The sequence below is a fragment of the Pseudomonas sp. 34 E 7 genome (assembly GCF_900005715.1).
GTDB classification, from domain to species: Bacteria; Pseudomonadota; Gammaproteobacteria; order Pseudomonadales; family Pseudomonadaceae; genus Aquipseudomonas; species Aquipseudomonas orientalis_A.
The window spans coordinates 4638-22933 of sequence record NZ_CVTX01000177.1 but is presented as its reverse complement, the minus strand read 5'-3'; the positions used below and the strand labels follow the sequence as shown (position 1 = coordinate 22933).

General features: G+C 61.7%; 15 protein-coding genes and 1 pseudogene. 6 read left to right on the top strand and 10 right to left on the bottom strand.

What is annotated here, in order from left to right:
- A pseudogene (locus BFP96_RS24170) lies at positions 1 to 3042 on the bottom strand (amino acid adenylation domain-containing protein); the annotation flags it as partial.
- Positions 3043 to 3532: 490 nt separating this feature from the next.
- Between BFP96_RS24170 and BFP96_RS24165 the strand changes: the two are divergent.
- Positions 3533 to 4327 carry a helix-turn-helix transcriptional regulator gene (locus tag BFP96_RS24165; RefSeq protein WP_065937148.1) on the top strand — a complete coding sequence of 265 codons (795 nt, stop codon included), beginning with the start codon at positions 3533 to 3535 and terminating at the stop codon, positions 4325 to 4327.
- Positions 4327 to 5712 carry an efflux transporter outer membrane subunit gene (locus tag BFP96_RS24160; protein WP_065937149.1) on the top strand — a complete coding sequence of 462 codons (1386 nt, stop codon included), beginning with the start codon at positions 4327 to 4329 and terminating at the stop codon, positions 5710 to 5712. The genes BFP96_RS24165 and BFP96_RS24160 overlap by 1 nt, the downstream gene beginning before the upstream one ends.
- A 7-nt stretch (positions 5713 to 5719) precedes the next feature.
- Here BFP96_RS24160 and BFP96_RS24155 read toward each other — a convergent pair whose 3' ends face one another.
- The 7 genes from BFP96_RS24155 to BFP96_RS24125 form a co-directional block, all read right to left on the bottom strand.
- Positions 5720 to 5974, bottom strand: coding sequence for a hypothetical protein (locus BFP96_RS24155; protein ID WP_065937147.1), 255 nt, complete (start codon positions 5972 to 5974; stop codon positions 5720 to 5722).
- A 678-nt stretch (positions 5975 to 6652) separates the two neighbouring features.
- Complete coding sequence (locus BFP96_RS24150) at positions 6653 to 7585, bottom strand: pyridoxamine 5'-phosphate oxidase family protein (protein WP_065937146.1); 933 nt, start codon at positions 7583 to 7585, stop codon at positions 6653 to 6655.
- A 79-nt stretch (positions 7586 to 7664) separates the two neighbouring features.
- Positions 7665 to 8549 carry a LysR family transcriptional regulator gene (locus tag BFP96_RS24145; protein ID WP_065937145.1) on the bottom strand — a complete coding sequence of 295 codons (885 nt, stop codon included), beginning with the start codon at positions 8547 to 8549 and terminating at the stop codon, positions 7665 to 7667.
- Entirely contained in the window at positions 8549 to 9469 is a 921-nt protein-coding gene (locus BFP96_RS24140) for a LysR family transcriptional regulator (RefSeq protein WP_065937144.1), read from the bottom strand. The genes BFP96_RS24145 and BFP96_RS24140 overlap by 1 nt, the downstream gene beginning before the upstream one ends.
- A gap of 17 nt (positions 9470 to 9486) precedes the next feature.
- A complete protein-coding gene (locus BFP96_RS24135) occupies positions 9487 to 10113 on the bottom strand; it encodes a glutathione S-transferase family protein (protein WP_065937143.1) in 627 nt (208 codons plus the stop codon).
- A 142-nt stretch (positions 10114 to 10255) separates the two neighbouring features.
- On the bottom strand, positions 10256 to 11503 hold the full coding sequence (locus tag BFP96_RS24130) for an ATP-grasp domain-containing protein (RefSeq protein WP_065937142.1): 1248 nt from the start codon (positions 11501 to 11503) through the stop codon (positions 10256 to 10258).
- Positions 11500 to 12417 (bottom strand): DMT family transporter, encoded by a 918-nt coding sequence (locus BFP96_RS24125; RefSeq protein WP_065937141.1) that lies wholly within the window; start codon positions 12415 to 12417, stop codon positions 11500 to 11502. The genes BFP96_RS24130 and BFP96_RS24125 overlap by 4 nt, the downstream gene beginning before the upstream one ends.
- Before the next feature lie 457 nt (positions 12418 to 12874).
- On the opposite strand from BFP96_RS24125, the gene BFP96_RS24120 reads away from it, so the two are divergent.
- The 4 genes from BFP96_RS24120 to BFP96_RS24105 all read left to right on the top strand — a co-directional run bounded on the left by BFP96_RS24120 (position 12875) and on the right by BFP96_RS24105 (position 16577).
- Positions 12875 to 13951 carry an aldo/keto reductase gene (locus BFP96_RS24120; RefSeq protein ID WP_065892518.1) on the top strand — a complete coding sequence of 359 codons (1077 nt, stop codon included), beginning with the start codon at positions 12875 to 12877 and terminating at the stop codon, positions 13949 to 13951.
- Between the two features lie 68 nt (positions 13952 to 14019).
- Positions 14020 to 14262 (top strand): hypothetical protein, encoded by a 243-nt coding sequence (locus tag BFP96_RS24115; RefSeq protein ID WP_083203148.1) that lies wholly within the window; start codon positions 14020 to 14022, stop codon positions 14260 to 14262.
- A 152-nt stretch (positions 14263 to 14414) separates the two neighbouring features.
- A complete protein-coding gene (locus BFP96_RS24110) occupies positions 14415 to 15629 on the top strand; it encodes a DUF1835 domain-containing protein (protein ID WP_065895977.1) in 1215 nt (404 codons plus the stop codon).
- A gap of 111 nt (positions 15630 to 15740) precedes the next feature.
- Positions 15741 to 16577, top strand: coding sequence for a 5'-nucleotidase, lipoprotein e(P4) family (locus BFP96_RS24105; RefSeq protein WP_065937140.1), 837 nt, complete (start codon positions 15741 to 15743; stop codon positions 16575 to 16577).
- 24 nt (positions 16578 to 16601) lie between these two features.
- Here BFP96_RS24105 and BFP96_RS24100 read toward each other — a convergent pair whose 3' ends face one another.
- Together BFP96_RS24100 and BFP96_RS24095 are read right to left on the bottom strand one after the other, a co-directional pair.
- Entirely contained in the window at positions 16602 to 17375 is a 774-nt protein-coding gene (locus BFP96_RS24100; protein ID WP_065892515.1) for an OmpA family protein, read from the bottom strand.
- A 12-nt stretch (positions 17376 to 17387) separates the two neighbouring features.
- Positions 17388 to 17780: a DUF4398 domain-containing protein gene (locus tag BFP96_RS24095; protein WP_065892514.1), complete on the bottom strand. Its 393-nt coding sequence runs from the start codon at positions 17778 to 17780 to the stop codon at positions 17388 to 17390.
- Positions 17781 to 18296: the final 516 nt, after the last annotated feature.

The window sequence follows — 18296 nt, the reverse complement described above, 5'->3', positions numbered from 1 at the left end:
TCACTGGCCGCCGCCAACGCGGCCAGGGTGGGCTGGCCGAACAACACCTGCACATCGGCCTGCAGGCCCGCCTCGCGCATGCGCTGCACCAGCTGCACCGCCAGCAGCGAGTGCCCGCCCAGTTCGAAGAAATGGTCATGCCTGCCGACCTGTTGCACCTGCAGCAACTCGGCCCAGATCTGCGCCAGGGTGGTTTCGACGCCCTCGCGGGGCGCCTCATAGCGGCGGGNCCTGGGTCGGCGCCGGCAACGCCTTGCGGTCGAGCTTGCCATTGGCGGTCAGGGGCAACGCGTCAAGATGAACGTAGGCCGCCGGCAGCATGTAATCGGGCAGCGAGACGTGCAGATGGGCGCGAAGGGTTTCGATGTCCACCGGGTGATGCGCGATGAACCAGGCCAGCAATTGCCCTTCGCGATATTCCACCACGGCGGTCTTGATCGACGGATGCGTCGCCAGGGCCGCTTCGATTTCCCCCAGCTCGATACGCACACCCCGAATCTTCACCTGGTCGTCATTGCGCCCCAGATATTCCAGGCTGCCGTCCGGCAGCCAGCGCGCCAGGTCACCGCTGCGGTACATACGGCCGCCGTTGAAGGGGTCGTCGAGAAAGCGTTCGGCCGTCAATTCAGGACGGTTCAGGTAGCCGCGCGCCACGCCCTGGCCACCGACATACAGCTCCCCCACGATGCCAACCGGCACCGGCCGTTGTTGCGCGTCCAGCAGGTAGATAAGGGCATTGGTAATGGGCGCGCCGATGTGCAGCGGTTGGCCGGCGTCAACGCGCCCGGAGGTGGCGACCACAGTGGCTTCGGTCGGACCGTAGTTGTTGATGACGTCGAAGCGTTGCGCCCGGTTGAACCCGCGCAGGCGGTCACCGCCGATCAGCAAGGTGCGCAAGGTGGGGTGCGCCAGGTTCTGGCTGAACGCGTATTCGGCCACCGGCGTGGGCAGGAAACACACGTCCAATGGCTGGGCGCGCCACCACTGGAGCAGCGCATCGATATCTTCCGCGCCGTCATGGGCGGGCGGCAGGTGCAGGGTCGCGCCGACGCACAGCGCCGGCCAGACTTCCCAGGCCATCGCATCGAAACCAAACCCGGCGACACTGGCGGTATGGCTGCCCGCGTGCAGGTCGAAGGCCTGGCAATGCCAGTCCACCAGGTTGGACACGCTGTGGTGCTCGACCATTACGCCCTTGGGCAAGCCCGTGGAGCCGGAGGTGTAAATCACATAGGCAAGGTGGGACGGCGTCACTGCGACCTGGGGGTTGCCGTCGGCGCCGGGGTCGCTGGAGGCGTCCAGCGCAAGCACCGGCACATCCAGCGTCGGCAGGCGATGCAGCAGGTCGCGCTGGGTCAGCACCGCCACGGGCGCGCTGTCGTGCAGCAGATAATTCAAGCGCTCGGCGGGATGGGCCGGGTCTATCGGCACATAGCAGGCGCCGGCCTTGAGCACCGCCAGCAACCCGGCCAGGGTCTCCAGGCCGCGTCGCGCCAGCACCGCGACGCGGTCATCCGGCTGCACGCCGTGGGCCAACAGTTGGTGGGCCAGCGCATTGGCCTGCCGGTTGAGTTGCGCGTACGTCAGTTGCCGTGCCTGGTACACCGCCGCAACCGCGTGCGGCGTGCGCTCGGCTTGAGCCTCGACACGCCCATGCAGGGTCTGCGGCGTGGTGTTGGGTTGCGCGGTGGCATTCCATTGCTGCAACCGGGCCTGGTCCTGTGGCGTGAGCAACGCAAACTCGCCCACCGTCAGCGTCGTGTCTGCCAGGCCCTGCTCCAGCAAGCCGGTGAGGCGCTCTGCCAAGGCCTGCATGTCGCCCTGCTCAAAGTACGCCTCGTTATAGACGCAATGCAGGCACGCCGTGTCCTGGTAGCGGTTGCTGCGCAAGTGAATCGCCAGCGGCAGCGGCTCATGGTGGTTGGACACCTTGACCGCACGGGCCTGCACCTGACCGTAGAGCAGGTCATGGTCGTCCTGCTCGAACGACACCGACAGGTCGAACAACTGTCCGCGATCCGTACGCCGCAGGCCCAGTTCGCGGTTCATCTCACTGAGGGGGAAGCGCTGGTGGCGCATGTCCTGCTTGAGCTGATCGCGCACACCGCGCACCAGTTCAGCGAAACTCAAGGCTTCGCTGAACTGCAACCGCACCGCGCTGACCTGGGCGAACAAGCCGACCGTGGCGCGAAAGCGCGCGTTGGAGCGGTTGAGCATCGGCAGGCCCACCACCCATTCATCGCGCTGGCCGGTACGGGTGAAATACACGTAAAGCGCCGCCAGCAACACATGGAACGCCGAAGCCTGGTAGCGGCTGGCCACGTGTTCCATGCGCTTGAGCAGCGCCACCGGGAAGGGTTGCACGCACGTGTTGCTCGCGGCCTTGGCGGTGTGCCTTGGCGTGAGCAGCGGCTCGGGCAGCACCTGGTATTTGTCCAGCCAATAGTCGCGATCGCGCGCGTAGCGGGCCGATTGCCGGTAGCGCTGGTCAGTGTCGATGTAGTCGATATACGACGGCGCCAACCCCTCCGGTTGCCGGCCGTGCTGCACGGCGGTGTACAGCTGGGCAAGGGATTGCAGCATCTGGCCGAACCCCCAGCCGTCGAGGATCAGGTGGTGGGCCTGGGTGCCAAGGCGGTAATGGTCGTCATCGAGCTTGATCAGGAAAAAACCAAACAACGGTTCGCCGCTCATGGCGTAGGGCCGGGCCATTTGCGTCTGGATCAAGGACTGGGCGGCGGCCTCGGGGTCGGGCAAGCCGCAGAAGTCGTACTGCGGTACTTCCACCGTCCATTCGGCGGCGAAGGTTTGCCGGGGCAAGCCATCGGCGCCGCTGTGCAGTTGGGTGCGCAATGCGTCGTGCCGGGCCACCAGCAACTCGATCGCACGCTGGATCAACGCAGGTGCGACGGCGCCGGCCAGATCAACGTAGCCGCCGATGTTGTAAAGCGGCGAGTGACCCACGCGCAGTTGGTCGAGCCAGATGTCGTGTTGCGCGGCGGTAAGGGGGAAGCTGGCCGGCGGGCTGGAAAGTTGCGTCATAAGATCCTTCTCATGGGGGGTCAGGCACTGGCCGCGCAGGGTCGCCCATTACCACGAATTGAGCGGATTTGAGCATGGTCAAGCACAGGCGCCTGACACCCTAAACCCGGACATCCAAACGGATCGACAAGGGCTTGTCTGAGGGTTCATTGCTGAAACGATGAAAGCCATGTAGGAGATTGGCTATATCTGTCCGACGCTTAATTTGAAAAGTATTTTTAAATTTATGTATTTTCTTTATTTATCAGCATGTTAAGTATCTTTAAAGATTCGCCCCTCCTTTTCGTCTGCTGAATTATCTGCAGGAAACGTCGAATTAATGACGCGGATTTTATGGCAGCTTGTGTCCCTCGTTTCTGCTACATACGTAGGACAAATCGCTATGGCTAAATGAAATCTCGAACGCCGAGTTACGTTCAAGCAGTACGGAGCGCCCCGAACAGACCCAGGGCCTTCGTTGACGGTTTTCGACATCAAGGATGAGATGGCTATGAGTCTGACCCCTAGTATTACCGACACCCAGAACCCACAGTTCTACGCCGAAATGGGCAAGCTCATTTCCAGCAGTGGCCAGGCCAATTTCGCCGCGAACATGCTGCATCTGGTGGACAAATGGATACCGGTTCACCTGGTGGACCTCAGCGAATGGAGCCTCGATGAGCTGCGCGACAGGGTGCTGGATATCAAGCTGCTGGGCAGTGCCGGGCTGAACGAAGACCTGCCCGCGCCCCAGACACTGCACTCGCTTGACGACCATCCGCTACTGCGCCAGATGCTGCGCATGCAGGACCCGCTGCTGATCCAGATGAAAGCCAAGGCCGACAGCGCGCACCCGCGCGGCAGTTCGCACCAGTGCAACCTGGTCTCGCGCCAGGGCCATCGGCGCTGTGTGATTTCGTTCTACCGCCCGCCTGCCGAGCGCGGGTTTTCCCTGGTGCAGCTGTCGTTTCTCAAGTGCTTGTCCGAAACCTTGCTGCCGTTGATGGAGCGCCACGTGCAGATCCTGCGCCAGGCGCCGCACACCGAGGCGGAGCCTGGGCCCATCGGGCTGGAGCAGTCGCAATTGCAGCGTGAGTTCTACAAGCGCCTGGCGCTGAGCGACATCACCCTCTCGGCCCGCGAGCAGGAAGTTTGCCTGGGCCTGTTGACCGGCGGCACCGTGCCGCAGATCGCGGAAAAACTCAGTGTGAAAAACAGCTCGATTGAAACCTACCTCAAGCGCGCCGCCGCCAAGCTCGGCGTGAGTGGCCGACACGGCCTGGCCAAATGGATGGTGGGCGCCTGATGCACAAATTCACCCTTGCCGCCGTTGGCGCAGCCTGGATGCTCGGCGGGTGTTCGCTGATCCCCGAGTATCAGCGCCCCGACGCGCCCGTGCCGACGCACTACCCCCAGGACGGGGTGTACCGCCAGGCGCAGGCCGGCACACTGCCCGCCACCGTAGACTGGCGCCAACTGTTCCACGACCCGGCGCTGGCGCCGTTGATAGACGCTGCATTGGCCAACAATCGCGACCTGCGGGTAGCCGCACTGAATGTGCAGGCCTTCCAGGCGCAGTACCGCATTCAGCGCGCCGACCTGTTCCCGGCGGTGTCGGCCACGGCCGCCGGCAAGCGTCAGAAATTGCCGGCGGGCGTGACCGGCACCGGCCAGTCGGCGATCACCTCCAACTACTCCGCCACTCTGGGCCTGAGTGCCTATGAACTCGACCTGTTCGGCCGCGTCCGCAGCCTCAGCGAACAGGCCATGCTGACTTACCTGGGCACCGAACAAGCGCGGCGCAGCGCACAGTTGAGCCTGGTGGCCAACGTCGCCAACGCCTACCTGACCTGGCGTGCCGACCAGGAGCTGCTGGCCCTGGCCGAGCAGACCCTGGCGNCCGCCGGCAAGGCCTCGGCGCTCGACGTGGTGCAGGCGCGCACGGCGGTGGAAAGTACCCGCGCCAGCGTGGCCCGCTACGAACGCCAGGTGGCCCAGGACCTCAACAACCTCACGCTGCTGGTCGGCGGCCCGGTGGACGCCAACCTGCCCGCACGCGCCCTGGCCGACGACCTGGTAGCCCAGGTGCCTGCGGGGCTGCCTTCAGACTTGCTGCAACGGCGTCCGGACATCCTCCAGGCCGAATACCAGTTGCAGGCGGCCAACGCCAATATCGGCGCGGCCAGGGCGGCGTTCTTTCCGTCGATCACCCTGACGGCCAACGCCGGCAGCACCAGCACGCAGCTCTCCGGTTTGTTCAAGGGCGGCGCGGGCACCTGGACGTTCCAGCCGCAAATCAATCTGCCGATCTTCAACGCCGGCAGCCTGCGCGCCAGCCTTGATTACGCCAAGCTGCAGAAGGACATCACGGTGGCACAGTACGAAAAGTCCATCCAGACCGCCTTCCAGGAAGTCGCCGACGGCCTCGCCGCGCGCCAGACCTTCGACGACCAATTGAACGCGCAACGGGATTTCGTCGCCGCCAACCAGCACTACTATGACCTGGCCCAGCACCGCTATCGCAGCGGCGTCGACAGCAACCTGACCTTTCTCGATGCGCAGCGCGCGTTGTTCAATTCCCAGCAGGCGCTGATTGTCGACCGCCTGGCGCAACTGGTGGCGCAGGTGAACCTGTACACCGCGCTCGGCGGCGCGTGGGATCAGCCCCCAAGCCTTGCAACTGCACGCTAGGGCAGTTTCAGACCGGCAGTTTGGGTATCACGGCCACGGGCGGCGTGTGCGGTGCGTTGTCGCTGTTCATCCAGGTTTTAAGCGTTGTCACTAGCGTGCCCAGCAATTTCAACAGCTCGGCCATTTCCAGGTCACTGCGGTTGGATCTTAAAACCTGGCCAATCACATGATGGGCCGGCACCTGGCCAAAACGCTCGCATTGATCAAGGGTTTGACCCGCCAGTGGAGAAGTTGCACCGTCAGCTGTGTTGAGCGTGACCATTGTGTATAGCCTCATTTAACGAAAGGATCGAAATCGCAGTGCGATCAAGGATGCATGACTTGCCCAACGTCACCGTCGGGCATTGAGTTCAACAAGCACTCATGCGTGGCCAGCCGGTGGGAAAGGTTCCTGATGCCAACGTGGGCGTGCGGTAACAACATCCTTCTACTTCCGCCGATTTCTATCGGAAAACTCCGCAAGCCCGTAATGTCGTTCAGTTAAGGCTTTTTGTAGGAGCGGGGGGCGCCTTGCTCTTGCTCGCGAAAAACCACAGGCGCCGCGTTCAATCAGGAAACACGCGTTATCGTTGACGTTTTTCGCGAGCAAGCTCGCTCCTACAGAGGGCGATGTACGCTTAACTGAACAGCGTGCTCCGCCGCCAAGGGTATTCAGCAAGCGAGGGACGCATCACGCTTGTCGGACCGCTCTTACGCAACTTTCGGGTAGCGTCCGATGAACCCCGCCGCTAACCTTCGCGAGTCGCTGCAAAATCAGCGAACGGGTGTGGTAGCCCAGTTCTTTCACAGACCCCAAAACGCTCGCGGGCGTTTTTTTTGTGCGGGCTGCTTTGTGGCGGCTGTGCATGGGAGGCTTCGGCCTGCCGGGTTTCTATGACCGGTCTACCACCCTGTGTACAGTCGCCTCCTTACTTCGTGTGACAGCGACGACCGCGCCTGGCTACCCGATTCCCGTCGCCAGGCTATAGGGTGAAAATCCCGCGAACTGCCAACGCAATGCCAGGGCCGCCGGACGCCGGATCACCTGTTCCACGGTCACCGTCCACAACCGCTGCGCCCCCTCGAACTCGGCCACCTGCGGCCCGCTGAGGATCAGCGAGGTACGCCCCGCCACGTGCAGCACATCCCCCGACTCGAAATCGATGAACAACAACCCCGCCACCGGATTGGCTTGCAGGTTGCCCAGTGTGTTGAAGAACAGGTTGCCGGCAAAATCGGGGATGGTCAGCACGTTGCCCTGCACCCGCACAAACCCGGTATTCCCGCCCCGATGAGAGACGTCCACCGAACGCTCGCCGTGCAGGTCGACATAGCTGGCGACGAAGAAGGTGTCGGCGTTGCGGATCATGTGCTGCGCGGCGCCATCCAGGCTGTCGCTGCGCTCGGCCACGTCGGCGGGTTTGCGCGCAATCGTGTCGACCGGGCGCAGCTGGATATATTTGGGGCAGTTACCGAAGCTGTGCACCACGTCGACCGCGAAGCCTTCGTGATCCACTGCGCCAATACGGCCGTTCATACGATTGCGCCGGCGGGTGTTCAGGTCGATGCCAAGCACGCCAACGGCTGCGCCCGCCGTGATTCCCGCGCGTGCCGGATCGCTGTTGGAGGGCAGGCTGTCGATCTGCAACCGGTAAGGGTCAGGTGAATGCGCGAACCCGGGCGCGCCTTCGAGCATCGTCGCCCACGGGGTGCCCTGTTCATCCACCGCGCCCAGCACCAGGTACGGCAGCAAGGGATAGAAATCGCGATGCTGCTCGGGCAGATGATCGCGTATCACCTTCGGGCCGATCACGGCCATGCGCTCGGCCGCGCCGGCACTGGCTTGCAGTTGCCGTTCGCCGGCATGCCAGGGGGATTGCTCGATTGCGTTCATGACGGCCACCTCTCGTTGGATAGCTGGATGCTGCGCCTAGGCTTACGCCGAGAGAATGACCACCCCAGGCAATCCACTATTACGCCAGCTGAAATGCCGGGTGGCCGCGCAATGCCGTTACACACTCATCGACAAAACTGCGCACGCGCATCGATGCATGGCGACCTTCGCGATAGACCACCTGCACCGGCACTGCAGGCAGCTCAAAGCCTGGCAATACCCGACGCAGCCGACCACTCGCCAGGTGCTCGTGCACCGGATAGTTCAAGCACCGCACCAGCCCCGCGCCCTGCACGGCCGCATTGATCGCACCTTGCACCGTGGCACAGCGCAGGCGTGCGCGGGCCTTGAGCTGAGAGTGCGCGAAGTCCCACTGCACCGGGTCGGCATCGGCGATCAGATGGTGCTGCCTGAGTTCGTCGGGATGCAGCGGTTCGCCGTGGGCGGCCAGGTAGCCGGGGCTGGCGCAGAGGACATGCCGCACATGCCCCACCGGTCGCGCGATCAACGACGAGCTGGGCAATTCGCCCACCAGCACCGCCACGTCCAGCCCTTCCTCATGCAGGTTCGGGTAGTAGTCGTGGTAGTGGGCGACCACGCGCACCAGCGGGTAACGCTCCATGTACGCGGCCAGTACCGGCGCCATCACATAGCGGCTGAACAGCAACGGCATGAATACGCGCAGATTGCCCTGGGCCTGGCTATGCAAGCCCTTGGCCGACGCTTCGGCCACCTCCACCGCCGCGAGCAAGCGCACGCAGTCAGCCATGTAGGCAGTGCCGGCGTCGGTGAGGCTGACCCCACGGGTGCTGCGCTGTAACAACCTCACCCGCAAGCGCGCTTCCAGACGCGCAAGCGCGCGCACCAGGGTCGGGCCCGAGACCTGCGCCAAGCGCGCCGCCGCCGCCAGGCTCGGTTGCCCGGCCAGCGACGCGAACAACTGCATATCGCGATAGCGCTCCATCAGCCGCGCGGCTTTTTCATCGGTTTCAGGGCCATGTCATGCCCCAGGCGCTCGGCCAGAAAATCAACGAATGTGCTGACCTTGGCCGGCACTCGCCCGTTGTTCTGGAACACCACCCGGATCGGCAGCGCGGCCGGCTCGAAATCCTGCAGGACAATCTCCAGCTCACCCGTCGCCACCGCCGCCGCGACCTGATAGGACAGCACCCGGGTCATGCCCCACCCCAGCCGCGCCAGGGCGACTGCGGCATTGTTTGCAGTGACCGCCAGGCGCGGTTCGATCGGCACCGTCAGCGGCACGCCGTCGTCGACGAAGGCCCATTCATGCACGCGCTGGCTGGCGGATGAGGCGACGATCTTCCCTTCGCGCAACTGTTCGGGCCGTTGGGGTCGCCCATGCCGCGCCAGGTAAGCGGGCGACGCGCACACGACCCGGCGCACTTCGCCCACTTCGATCGCCTGCTGCCCCGGCTCGGGCAGATGACCGATGCGCACGGCCACGTCGACACCTTCGTCATTCATATTGACGACGCGGTCGACCAGCAGCGCATTGATGTTCACCTGGGGAAAACGGTCCAGATACTCCCCCAGCGCGGGCGCCACGAACAGCTCGCCGAACAGCACCGGGGCGGTCAGGTTCAGTTGCCCGCAGGGGATCGAATAACTGCCCGCTGCCGCTTCCTCCGCCTCGCTCAGCTCGGCAAGGATACGCCGGCAGTCTTCCAGGTAACGCTGGCCGGCTTCGGTCAGGTGCAGGCTGCGGGTGGTGCGCGCCAGCAACTGGGTGCCGATGCGTTGTTCCATGGCGGCAATCGCCCGGGTCACGCTGGGTGGCGAGGTGTTCAGACGCCGCGCGGCGGCGGCAAAACCTGCCTCTTCGGCCACCGCGACGAACACCTGCATTTCATGAAAACGGTCCATCGACACCCCTTTGAGTATTACGCTGATTGCAGCCCCACCACCGTGCGCGGCATAGCGACGAAACCCGGCAATGCTTCAAGGCTGGCGAGCCAGGCGCGCACCTGAGCATAGTCGGCCAGCGACACGTTGCCTTCCGGCGCATGGGCCACGTAGGTGTAGAAGGCGATATCGGCAACGCTCGGCAAGTCACCGGCCAGAAAGCGGCTCTCGCCCAATTGCTGCTCCACCACGTTCAACAGGGCGTGAGCGTGGTTGATCGCAACGGTCGTGTCCACCTGGGCGCCAAACACCGTAGCCAGGCGCGCCGTGGCAGGCCCGGCATACAATTGACCGGCCGCCGCCGAGAGCCAACGCTGCACACGTGCCTGCCCGACCGGATCAGCGGGCAGCCACTGGCCGTTGCCATAGGTGTTGGCGAGGTACATCAGGATCGCGTTGGAGTCGGCCAGCACCGTGCCGCCGTCGTCAATCACCGGCACCTGGCCGAAGCGGTTGAGGGTGGCGAGGAATTCGGGTGTTTTGTGGGCGCCCTGCTTGAGGTCCACCAGGATAAATTCCATAGGCAGGCCCAGCAGGGACAGCATCAGTTCGACCCGGTGGGAGTGGCCGGACAGGGGGAAACCGTACAGTTTGATCGCAGGCATGACGAACTCCAGGGCGTGGTCGACCGAGTATTCGTGTCGATGGCTGCAATGTTCTTATGTGCCAACCGCCAATGGAATGGCCAGATTTCACAATCCAGCATTTCATAAAATGAAACAGTAACGCACTCCCCACTCTATGCCGCTACCTGGCAGCCAGATAAGCGCCCTGCAACTCAAGTGTGCGAATTCTGCGGTAATCCGCCTCGATCACTGCCGGGTCGGGGTGTACCAGATACACCGTGCCGGGTTGGCTGAACACATCCTGAGTCACGTCTATGCGCTGGCCGTTCTCAACGTAAAACACGGCCTCGAAGAACGACTCAAGTTTGAGCAGTTCCCTCAAAAATACGTCCTTTTCGAAATAGCCTTCCGAGCGGTTGATCAAGCAGACATTGTAGGTATGTTGCAGACGCTGGTAACCCACCTCACCCGCTGAACGCTGCTCAAATGCCGCAGGTTGCATAAGGGATAGAACCACAGCATCAATCTGACCCAGGCCAGTGGTCAGCTTTGAAACCCCGGGTCGAAGAATACCGTCAGTGCGAGCAGCGATTTCTACCAGTTTCGGACCGTCCTCGGTGAGCATGACCTCTGCATGGCTGGGACCGTTTCGAATGCCCAGGCACCGCACCACAGCTCGCGTGTAGTCGACAAGAATTGAATAAACCGGCGTGTCAGGCCCAATCAGTTCGTCAATATCGTAGAGAATGCCGCCGCTCGCCGTTCGCTGTTTTCGGTAACGTACGACCTCGGTGACAAGTTGTCGGCCGTTGAGTGAGACCATATTGACCACATACTCCCTCCCCGCCAGGTACTCCTGAATCAGCACCTGCGTGTTGGGAATATTCAACTTGTTGGTCGTCCCCAGCAAACGCTCGACAGCAGCCTTGCAGGCGTACATATCTTCACAGATGAACACACCATCGGCGCCTGCGCTTTCAAGCGGCTTGATGACCACAGGGAAGCGTCCATGCTCACCGATCCAGTGTTTAACAGGCTCCCAGCCGTCAGCAACGAACTGCCGCGCCGCAGGCAGTTGCGCCTGGGTTATGCACTGAATCATTTCGTACTTGTTTCGACGTGCGTTGGTTTTATCGAAACGATTGCGATAAGGCAGTTGCAATTGTTCGTTCAACCGGTCAGCCAGCAGCACACCCGTTTCTGCACCTGCAAGAATGAACTGCGGTTTGAAACGCTGGAGTTGCGCCAAGGTCATTTCAACGTCGCGATTGACGATCATCCGCTCATAGAGCGCGCAGTCAAAACCCTTGTAATAGTAGCTGTCCAATGTATCGGATGAGGCCACATGCACCAGTACACAACCTTCATCTTTTAATTGCTTGGCCAGGAATTTCCCGGATGAAAACCCATCGACCATCACCACTCTCATAACGCCTCCCTTTTCAAGGCATGCAGCGATCTACCCAGCAGCAGCAAAACAATCACAATCACCGCGGCGACGCTGGCGACGGAGAATTCAACCCTCGCATCCAAGTACTGGAGCAACAGAACGAATACAGGAAGCGTCAGCAATACCAGCGAAACGTGAATAGGCGTGAGGTAATAGATAGTTTTCTGGATCAGGTAAATGGGCAGCAAATGCCCTAACACCACCAGCACCACCAAAGGCGGAACCCACTCACGTTCGAGTATGAAACTGCCTCCCGTGGCAGGAATTGCAACGGCACAAACGCCAACCATCGCGATGTTTCTGATACCCAGAATTTCGTATACGGTCCATTGACGAGCGAACATCTCCTTGGAAAAAACCGTGTACATGACCGTGCCCAATGCGCACGCCAACACGCTGGCGATACCCAGCACTCGCTGGCCATCGGTGGTAGTCACGACGCCGCTGCCCCCCACAAAGGAATTGAACAACATGACCGCCACCGAAACGAGCACGAGCCATGAAACCAGCGCGTCCGCAAGAGCGACCTTGACGCCACGTTTGTTGAACAACGAAATAATCAACGTCAGCGCCGGGCCGCAGGCTACCGACGCTACGCCGACTACCGCAGGTTCCAGATAGCGCAGTGCGTAGAACAACCCGCCCCAATTGAGCAGTACCGCCAGATTGACGATAACGATTAATCGCCATTGAGCGCTTAGTTTCGAAAACAGCGAGCGCCTATTTCGATAGAGCGCCCAGGCACCAAAAAAACAGGCCGACGTCATGAAACAATAGAAGACAACGTTCAGCGTACTGATCGACTGTGTGATCAACGCAACGTAAACGTCGAACGCTGCGCTAATCAAGCAAAATACCAAGCCGATGATTATTCCTGTCCGCTGTATTAACATTTAGCCACCCACGCGTTGTCGATTGTCCTCATTCAATATCTTTCATACTCAAGCCTCTGCACCGTTCGCCGTAGTCTTAGACGCTAGCAAATCATGTGAAAAAATAATAGCTAGCAAAACGGATAGGTAGCAACAGCCAAAACGCCAACTTATCAATCCAGGAAATATACGTAGGAACTTTCCATCAACACTCACTGGAACTACGTGGAAGTTAAATAACTAACACATAAAAACAAGAACTTTCCTACAAGTCTTTAACTTACAGGAGCAATTTCAGCCAATTCAGGTGAGTTCGTCCAAGCACATAAACGCGCGAATTTCTGCCCGTGCGCTGGCGGATGAGGTGCCTCTGTGACGGCAATGGCGCGGCAGGCACAGGAAGGCTGGATAAAAAAATTCAAACTATCGCCCCTCCCATCGTTCACACCTTCACGTGCAACGCAATGTAGGAGGCAACATGCAATACCGACAACTGGGCCATTCCGGCCTGCTGGTCTCGGAAATCATCCTGGGCACCGTGCCGTTTGGCGGTCGTGCCGAGTTCGAGAAATGCGGCGCGGTGGACGTGCCTCAGGCCAGGCGCATGTTCGATATCGCGTTCGACGCCGGGGTGAATATGATCGACACCGCCGACCTGTACTCCCATGGCCTGGCCGAGGAAGTGGTCGGCAAAGCCCTGGGCGACAAGCGAAACGACATCTTGCTGGCGACCAAGGGCCGCAGCCCGGTGGACGAGAACCCGAACAATTCCGGCTCGTCGCGCTACCACCTGATTCGCGCCTGTGAAGCCAGTTTGAAGCGCCTGGGCACCGACCATATTGACTTGTACCAACTGCACAACTGGGACGGTCTGACGCCCATCGAAGAAACCCTTGAAGCGCTGCGACTGTTGGTGGGCTCGGGCAAGATCCGCTACTTCGGCACCAGCAATTTCACCGCCTGGCAAATGATGAAGGCCTTGGGCAAGGCCGAGTTGCACGGCATGCTCAAGCCGATCACCCAGCAGATCTACTACACCCCCGAATCCCGCGAGGCCGAGTACGAGCTGCTGCCTATGGCGCTGGACCAGAATATCGGCACGCTGGTGTGGGGACCGATGGGTGAAGGCCTGCTGACCGGCTCGACCCGACGCGGGCATAAACCACCGGCCAATACCCGCCAGGGCAGCGGCTGGCCGGAACCCTACGTGCATGACCAGGAGCGGGCGCTGGATATCATCGAAACCCTGGCCGCCGTGGGCGACGAGCACGGTGTGTCGGTGGCGCGCACCTGCCTGGCGTGGCTCAAGGATCGCCCGGGGATCACCTCGCTGATTGTCGGCGCCCGCACCGAAGAGCATCTGCGCGACAACCTTGCGGCGACCGAGTTGAAACTGACCGAGGAACAATCCTCACGCATCGAGGCCGTGACGCGTCGCCAGCCGCTGTACCCGTACTGGCATCGCTTTACTGCGGGGATCGATCGCTTCGATCCGGCGGAACAGCCATTCCTTGCCGAGCATCAAAAAACCATGGATGCGCGCAAGGACAAATAGCCCTGCACGCAACAGCTCAACCGGTGGGAGAGGCTTGCGCCCTCTCACCTTTGGTAAGGGAAATCGCTTTGATCGCGCAACTCATGATCGCCGCCCTCGGCGTCGTCGCTATCTGGTTCAGCCAAAGCAAACGCCTCAAGGTGCGCCGTTATGCCTGCCTGTTCGGCATGGCCGGGCAGCCGTTCTGGTTCTGGTCGTCGATCAATGCCGAGCAATGGGGCATTGTGCTGCTGAGCTGTTTCTACACGGTGGCCTGGGCCAAGGGCATCAAGACTCACTGGATTGATCGCAGGCCCGAAGAACCGGTCTGAGTTTGCAATCGGCCGCCACACTGCCTATATTTCCCGCCTGGCGCTCTCTACGCCACCTTCCGCGGAAAGGGCTGCGCCCAAGACATCACAGCTCGACCTCATTTCTACGACTCCCAACCTTAAAGCGGAAAAGGTTTGTACAAGGAGCTCGTATGTCACAACGCCCTGTTGCTTCCACTACCAACGGCCGCCTCAACCTTGAGCAGCAGCGCAAGCGCGCCAAGGAACTGTTGCCGCACCTCAAGCGCGAGGACCCCAACGCTACCTTGTCCCAGGCCCAATGGCAGATAGCCAGAGGATTGGGCTTCAGCAGTTGGCCCAAGCTCAAGGCCCATGTCGACGCCCTGGACTTCGCCGCACGCCACCCCGACTTTATCGCCAGCGACGAAGCCCGCACCACCCATTGGCGCTGTGGCAACGACATCGCTCACAGCCTGCAGGTGGCGGGGTTCACAGGGCAATTCCAGATGCTCACCGACCCGTTATGCATGGGCCCGGTGCGCGACCTGCCCGGCGATGACTACCAACCCCTGCGTGGCGCGTTCATCAGCCACGCGTTCGGTTTGAATGAAACCGAGGTGGCGCGGCGACTGGCCGACGAATATGCCCGGCTTGAACACCTGGCAACGGCGCAGCACAGCGTGTTGTGGTGCGAAGCGGATGCCTATGACCAGCTGTTTCTGATACGCGCACTGGCGGGTCTGGAGCGCCTACCGCCCAAACTTGAACTGATCGAAGTCGACCGCATTCCCGGTGTGGAGCGGTTTATCGGCATCGGCCAATTGGCGCCCGATGTACTCGCCTGGCTGTGGCCCCAGCGGCGCCTGGTGGATGAGGCAGCGATCCAACTGGCCAAACAGGCGTGGGGGGCGTATTGCGACCCCTCACCCGTGCGCTGGGCCGAACTGGCACACGGCAAGCACTGTGCCCTGCCCTTGCTCGCGCCGGCGCTGCTGCGCCAACTGCAGGAATTACCCGGCACCCGGGATGGCTTGTCCCTGACCGAACGCCTGGCCCTGGGCTATATCGCCGAAGCCGGGCCGGTGCAATTTGGCCGGGTATTTGCCGAACTGATGGCCAGGCGCGAACCGCTGCCGTTCCTGGGCGACATGATGTTTCATGCGCTGTTGCGACCGTTGATCGATGGCGACCAGCCGCTGCTGGTGGAAACCGAGACGCATCTGGAGTGGCCGCGCCGGGAATTGGCGCTGACGCCGCTCGGTCTTGAAGTGCTCGACGCAAACGCCTATTGGCCTGACCACAGTTCACATGCGCGCTGGGTAGGCGGGGTCTGTATTGAACCGGGTCGGGCTCATTGGACGGTAGACGGGGAGGTTCAGCCTGTTTGGAGAAGCGCCAGGGAATAGGCTTGCGCCCGTTCCTTTGCTGATCAGGCGATGATCCTGTACACATGCAGGCGTTGAAGCCCTTCGATTGCAAGGGCCGCCTGCGACCGCTTCCACTTGCGAGAACCCATCATGCGTAACCTGATTGTTGCCGGCGCCTGCCTGTTATCCATCACCTTGACCGGCTGCCAGCACACCCCACCGGCCAACGACCAACTGGACGCCGTGCTCTGGACCCAGACCTCCATCGAGCACGAGCTGATCTACCGTCAGCTCTTCGCCAACGCCACCCGTCAACTGGATGTCGCCCTGGCCGATTCCGGCTGGGACGCGCTGCCCTTTCCTGCGCGAGATATGACCGGGCTGCCGCCGGCCGTGGTGGTGGATATCGACGAAACCCTGTTGGACAATGTGCCGCTCAATGCCCGCGACATTCTGAACAACCAGATCTATTCCTATGACCGCTGGAACACCTGGGTCGACCAGGCCAAGGCCCAGGCGCTGCCCGGTTCGGTGGCGTTCCTGCAGGCGGCACGGCAAAAAGGCATCAAGGTCTATTACCTCACCAACCGCGAACACAGCCAGGTTGCGGCCACGGCCAGAAACCTGCGCCTGCGCGGTTTTCCGATTGAGAGCGATGACCAGATCCTGGCGGCCAGCACGCCTACCGGCCACTGCGAAAGCGCCGGCTATGGCAAAAACTGTCGTCGCCAATGGGTGGCCAGCCATGCGCGGGTGCTGTTGATGGCCGGTGATTCCCTGGGCGACTTCGTGCAGGCCGAGCACAACACGCTGGCGGCCCAGCGCAAAGCGGTCCAACCCTATGTGAACTGGCTGGGGCAGCGCTGGTTCCTGCTGCCCAACCCTTCCTATGGCAACTGGTACAGCGCGCCCTATGGGGATAATGAGAAGCTGCCGTTCGAGCAAAAGCGCAGGCTCAAGCAGCAGGCGTTGCAGCTGCAGGAGTAACGGCGCGCGCTACTCCCGCCCGGCTCAGCGGCGTGCGCTGACCGCTGCGCCGTCGTTGGACACGATCACTTCCACACGGCGGTTCAACTGGCGCGACGATGCGCTGAAGTTATCGGCCACCGGGTACTGCTTGCCGTAGCCCACCACGGTGATGCGCTCGCGGCCCACGCCGAACCGCTCCAGGCCGCGCGCCACGGCTTGGGCGCGACGCTCGGACAAGGTCTGGTTGAAAGCGTCGCCACCGGTGCTGTCGGTAAAGCCTTCTACGCGAAGCTGGCGTTCAGGGTTCTGCAACAGAAAATTCGCCAGGCCCTGGAGGTCGCGCTGGCTGCCCGGCTTCAGGTCGGCCTTGGCGGTATCGAACAGCACATCGCCAAAGGTAATCACCTGGCCGCGCTCCGACGGCTGCGCCTTCATGGCCTGCAAGGCCTTGAGCTGCGCGGTCCTGACGTCGAGCTGCACCTGGGTGCGGTCGACCGCGATGTTGTCGAGCCGGGCATCGATTTTGCGACCGGCGATGGTCTGTTCGGCCACCGCGATTCGCTGCGACGCCAGGTACGCCAACTGGTCGATCTGCGGGTCGGTGCGGTCATGCAGCGAGACCTGGTTGGCGCGGTCCAGCGCATTGGAGGCGATGCGCGTCTCGACCGCCGCCAGGGTGTTGGACTCAGGCTTTTGCTGCAAGCTGGAAAACTGGCTGCGCGCTTGCAGCAGTTGCGCGTTTTCCGGCGGCGTGGCGCAGCCGGCCACGGCCAGCGCCAGGGCGGACAGAACGGGAATGAAGTAAGTGGCACGCATGGGGGAAAATCCTCAGTGGGTAGTCGCGGGGGCGTTGAGCATTTCCTGCTTGAGCACCTGGATGCCCTCGCGTGCCTGCTGCAAGACCTGCTGTTTGCGCACCGTGTTGGCCTTGGTTTCGGCCAGGTTGGCGTCCACCTCGATCTGCTCGGCCAGCGCGTCCACCTCCACGTAGCGTTTTTCGCCGATGGCTTGCTCCATACGGGCCAGTTTGTCCTGAGCGGTCTTCATCTCCAGCGGTGCGAACTGCGTGGCTTGTGCCGCCAGCGCACGTCCCACCGAGTCGCGGGCCAGGGAGATTTTTTCCGTCGGTGGCAGCGGCGTGGCGCAGCCTGCCAATGTTGCCGCAACGATCACCGCCCAGGCCGAGCGGCGCAGGCGTTTGCTCACACGGGTGATCCTCATGTTTTGACTCCTAAGCCTATTCGTATGGCTGCAGGGCCTGATAGCCAGGCCCGTTGCCGTGTCGCTTGTGGTCAAGCGATGGCGCCATCCTAGGAGGAAAAACACGGGCGAGAAGAATGAAAACTCCCAGATACCTGTAGGGGTTTTCTCAGAGAAAAGGTGGCAGTCTGCCCTGCGCTCACACCGCTCCGGGCAATGGCAATGCCACCACCTGCACGGCCAGTCAGTGAGTGCATCAGTGACTGACACACTGCCATCGGGGCATAGGTATCTACACAATTTTGGTGCGACACCGCACCTGTGGCGAGGGAGCTAACGCGTATCTACCTGAGGCTCCGAGGTCCAAATGTGGGAGGGGCGGTGCGACGATTCGACTTGCCCCCGATGGCGGCCTCTGGGCCGACCAGGATGTTGGATTGGAACGGGTACATATCCGTTTCTGCGGTAACGGCTGCTATGGGTTCCGCTTTTACAGCGGCTCACTTTTGAAAAGCGCAAAAGTAAGCAAAACGCTCT

What these genes read in the sequence shown, in the direction of transcription:
- BFP96_RS24165 (WP_065937148.1), top strand. Translation starts at nt 3,533, where the DNA reads ATGAGTCTGACCCCTAGTATTACCGACACCCAGAACCCACAGTTCTAC.
- BFP96_RS24155 (WP_065937147.1), bottom strand. Translation starts at nt 5,974, where the DNA reads ATGGTCACGCTCAACACAGCTGACGGTGCAACTTCTCCACTGGCGGGT.
- BFP96_RS24150 (WP_065937146.1), bottom strand. Translation starts at nt 7,585, where the DNA reads ATGAACGCAATCGAGCAATCCCCCTGGCATGCCGGCGAACGGCAACTG.
- BFP96_RS24145 (WP_065937145.1), bottom strand. Translation starts at nt 8,549, where the DNA reads ATGGAGCGCTATCGCGATATGCAGTTGTTCGCGTCGCTGGCCGGGCAA.
- BFP96_RS24140 (WP_065937144.1), bottom strand. Translation starts at nt 9,469, where the DNA reads ATGGACCGTTTTCATGAAATGCAGGTGTTCGTCGCGGTGGCCGAAGAG.
- BFP96_RS24135 (WP_065937143.1), bottom strand. Translation starts at nt 10,113, where the DNA reads ATGCCTGCGATCAAACTGTACGGTTTCCCCCTGTCCGGCCACTCCCAC.
- BFP96_RS24130 (WP_065937142.1), bottom strand. Translation starts at nt 11,503, where the DNA reads ATGAGAGTGGTGATGGTCGATGGGTTTTCATCCGGGAAATTCCTGGCC.
- BFP96_RS24125 (WP_065937141.1), bottom strand. Translation starts at nt 12,417, where the DNA reads ATGTTAATACAGCGGACAGGAATAATCATCGGCTTGGTATTTTGCTTG.
- BFP96_RS24120 (WP_065892518.1), top strand. Translation starts at nt 12,875, where the DNA reads ATGCAATACCGACAACTGGGCCATTCCGGCCTGCTGGTCTCGGAAATC.
- BFP96_RS24110 (WP_065895977.1), top strand. Translation starts at nt 14,415, where the DNA reads ATGTCACAACGCCCTGTTGCTTCCACTACCAACGGCCGCCTCAACCTT.
- BFP96_RS24105 (WP_065937140.1), top strand. Translation starts at nt 15,741, where the DNA reads ATGCGTAACCTGATTGTTGCCGGCGCCTGCCTGTTATCCATCACCTTG.
- BFP96_RS24100 (WP_065892515.1), bottom strand. Translation starts at nt 17,375, where the DNA reads ATGCGTGCCACTTACTTCATTCCCGTTCTGTCCGCCCTGGCGCTGGCC.
- BFP96_RS24095 (WP_065892514.1), bottom strand. Translation starts at nt 17,780, where the DNA reads ATGAGGATCACCCGTGTGAGCAAACGCCTGCGCCGCTCGGCCTGGGCG.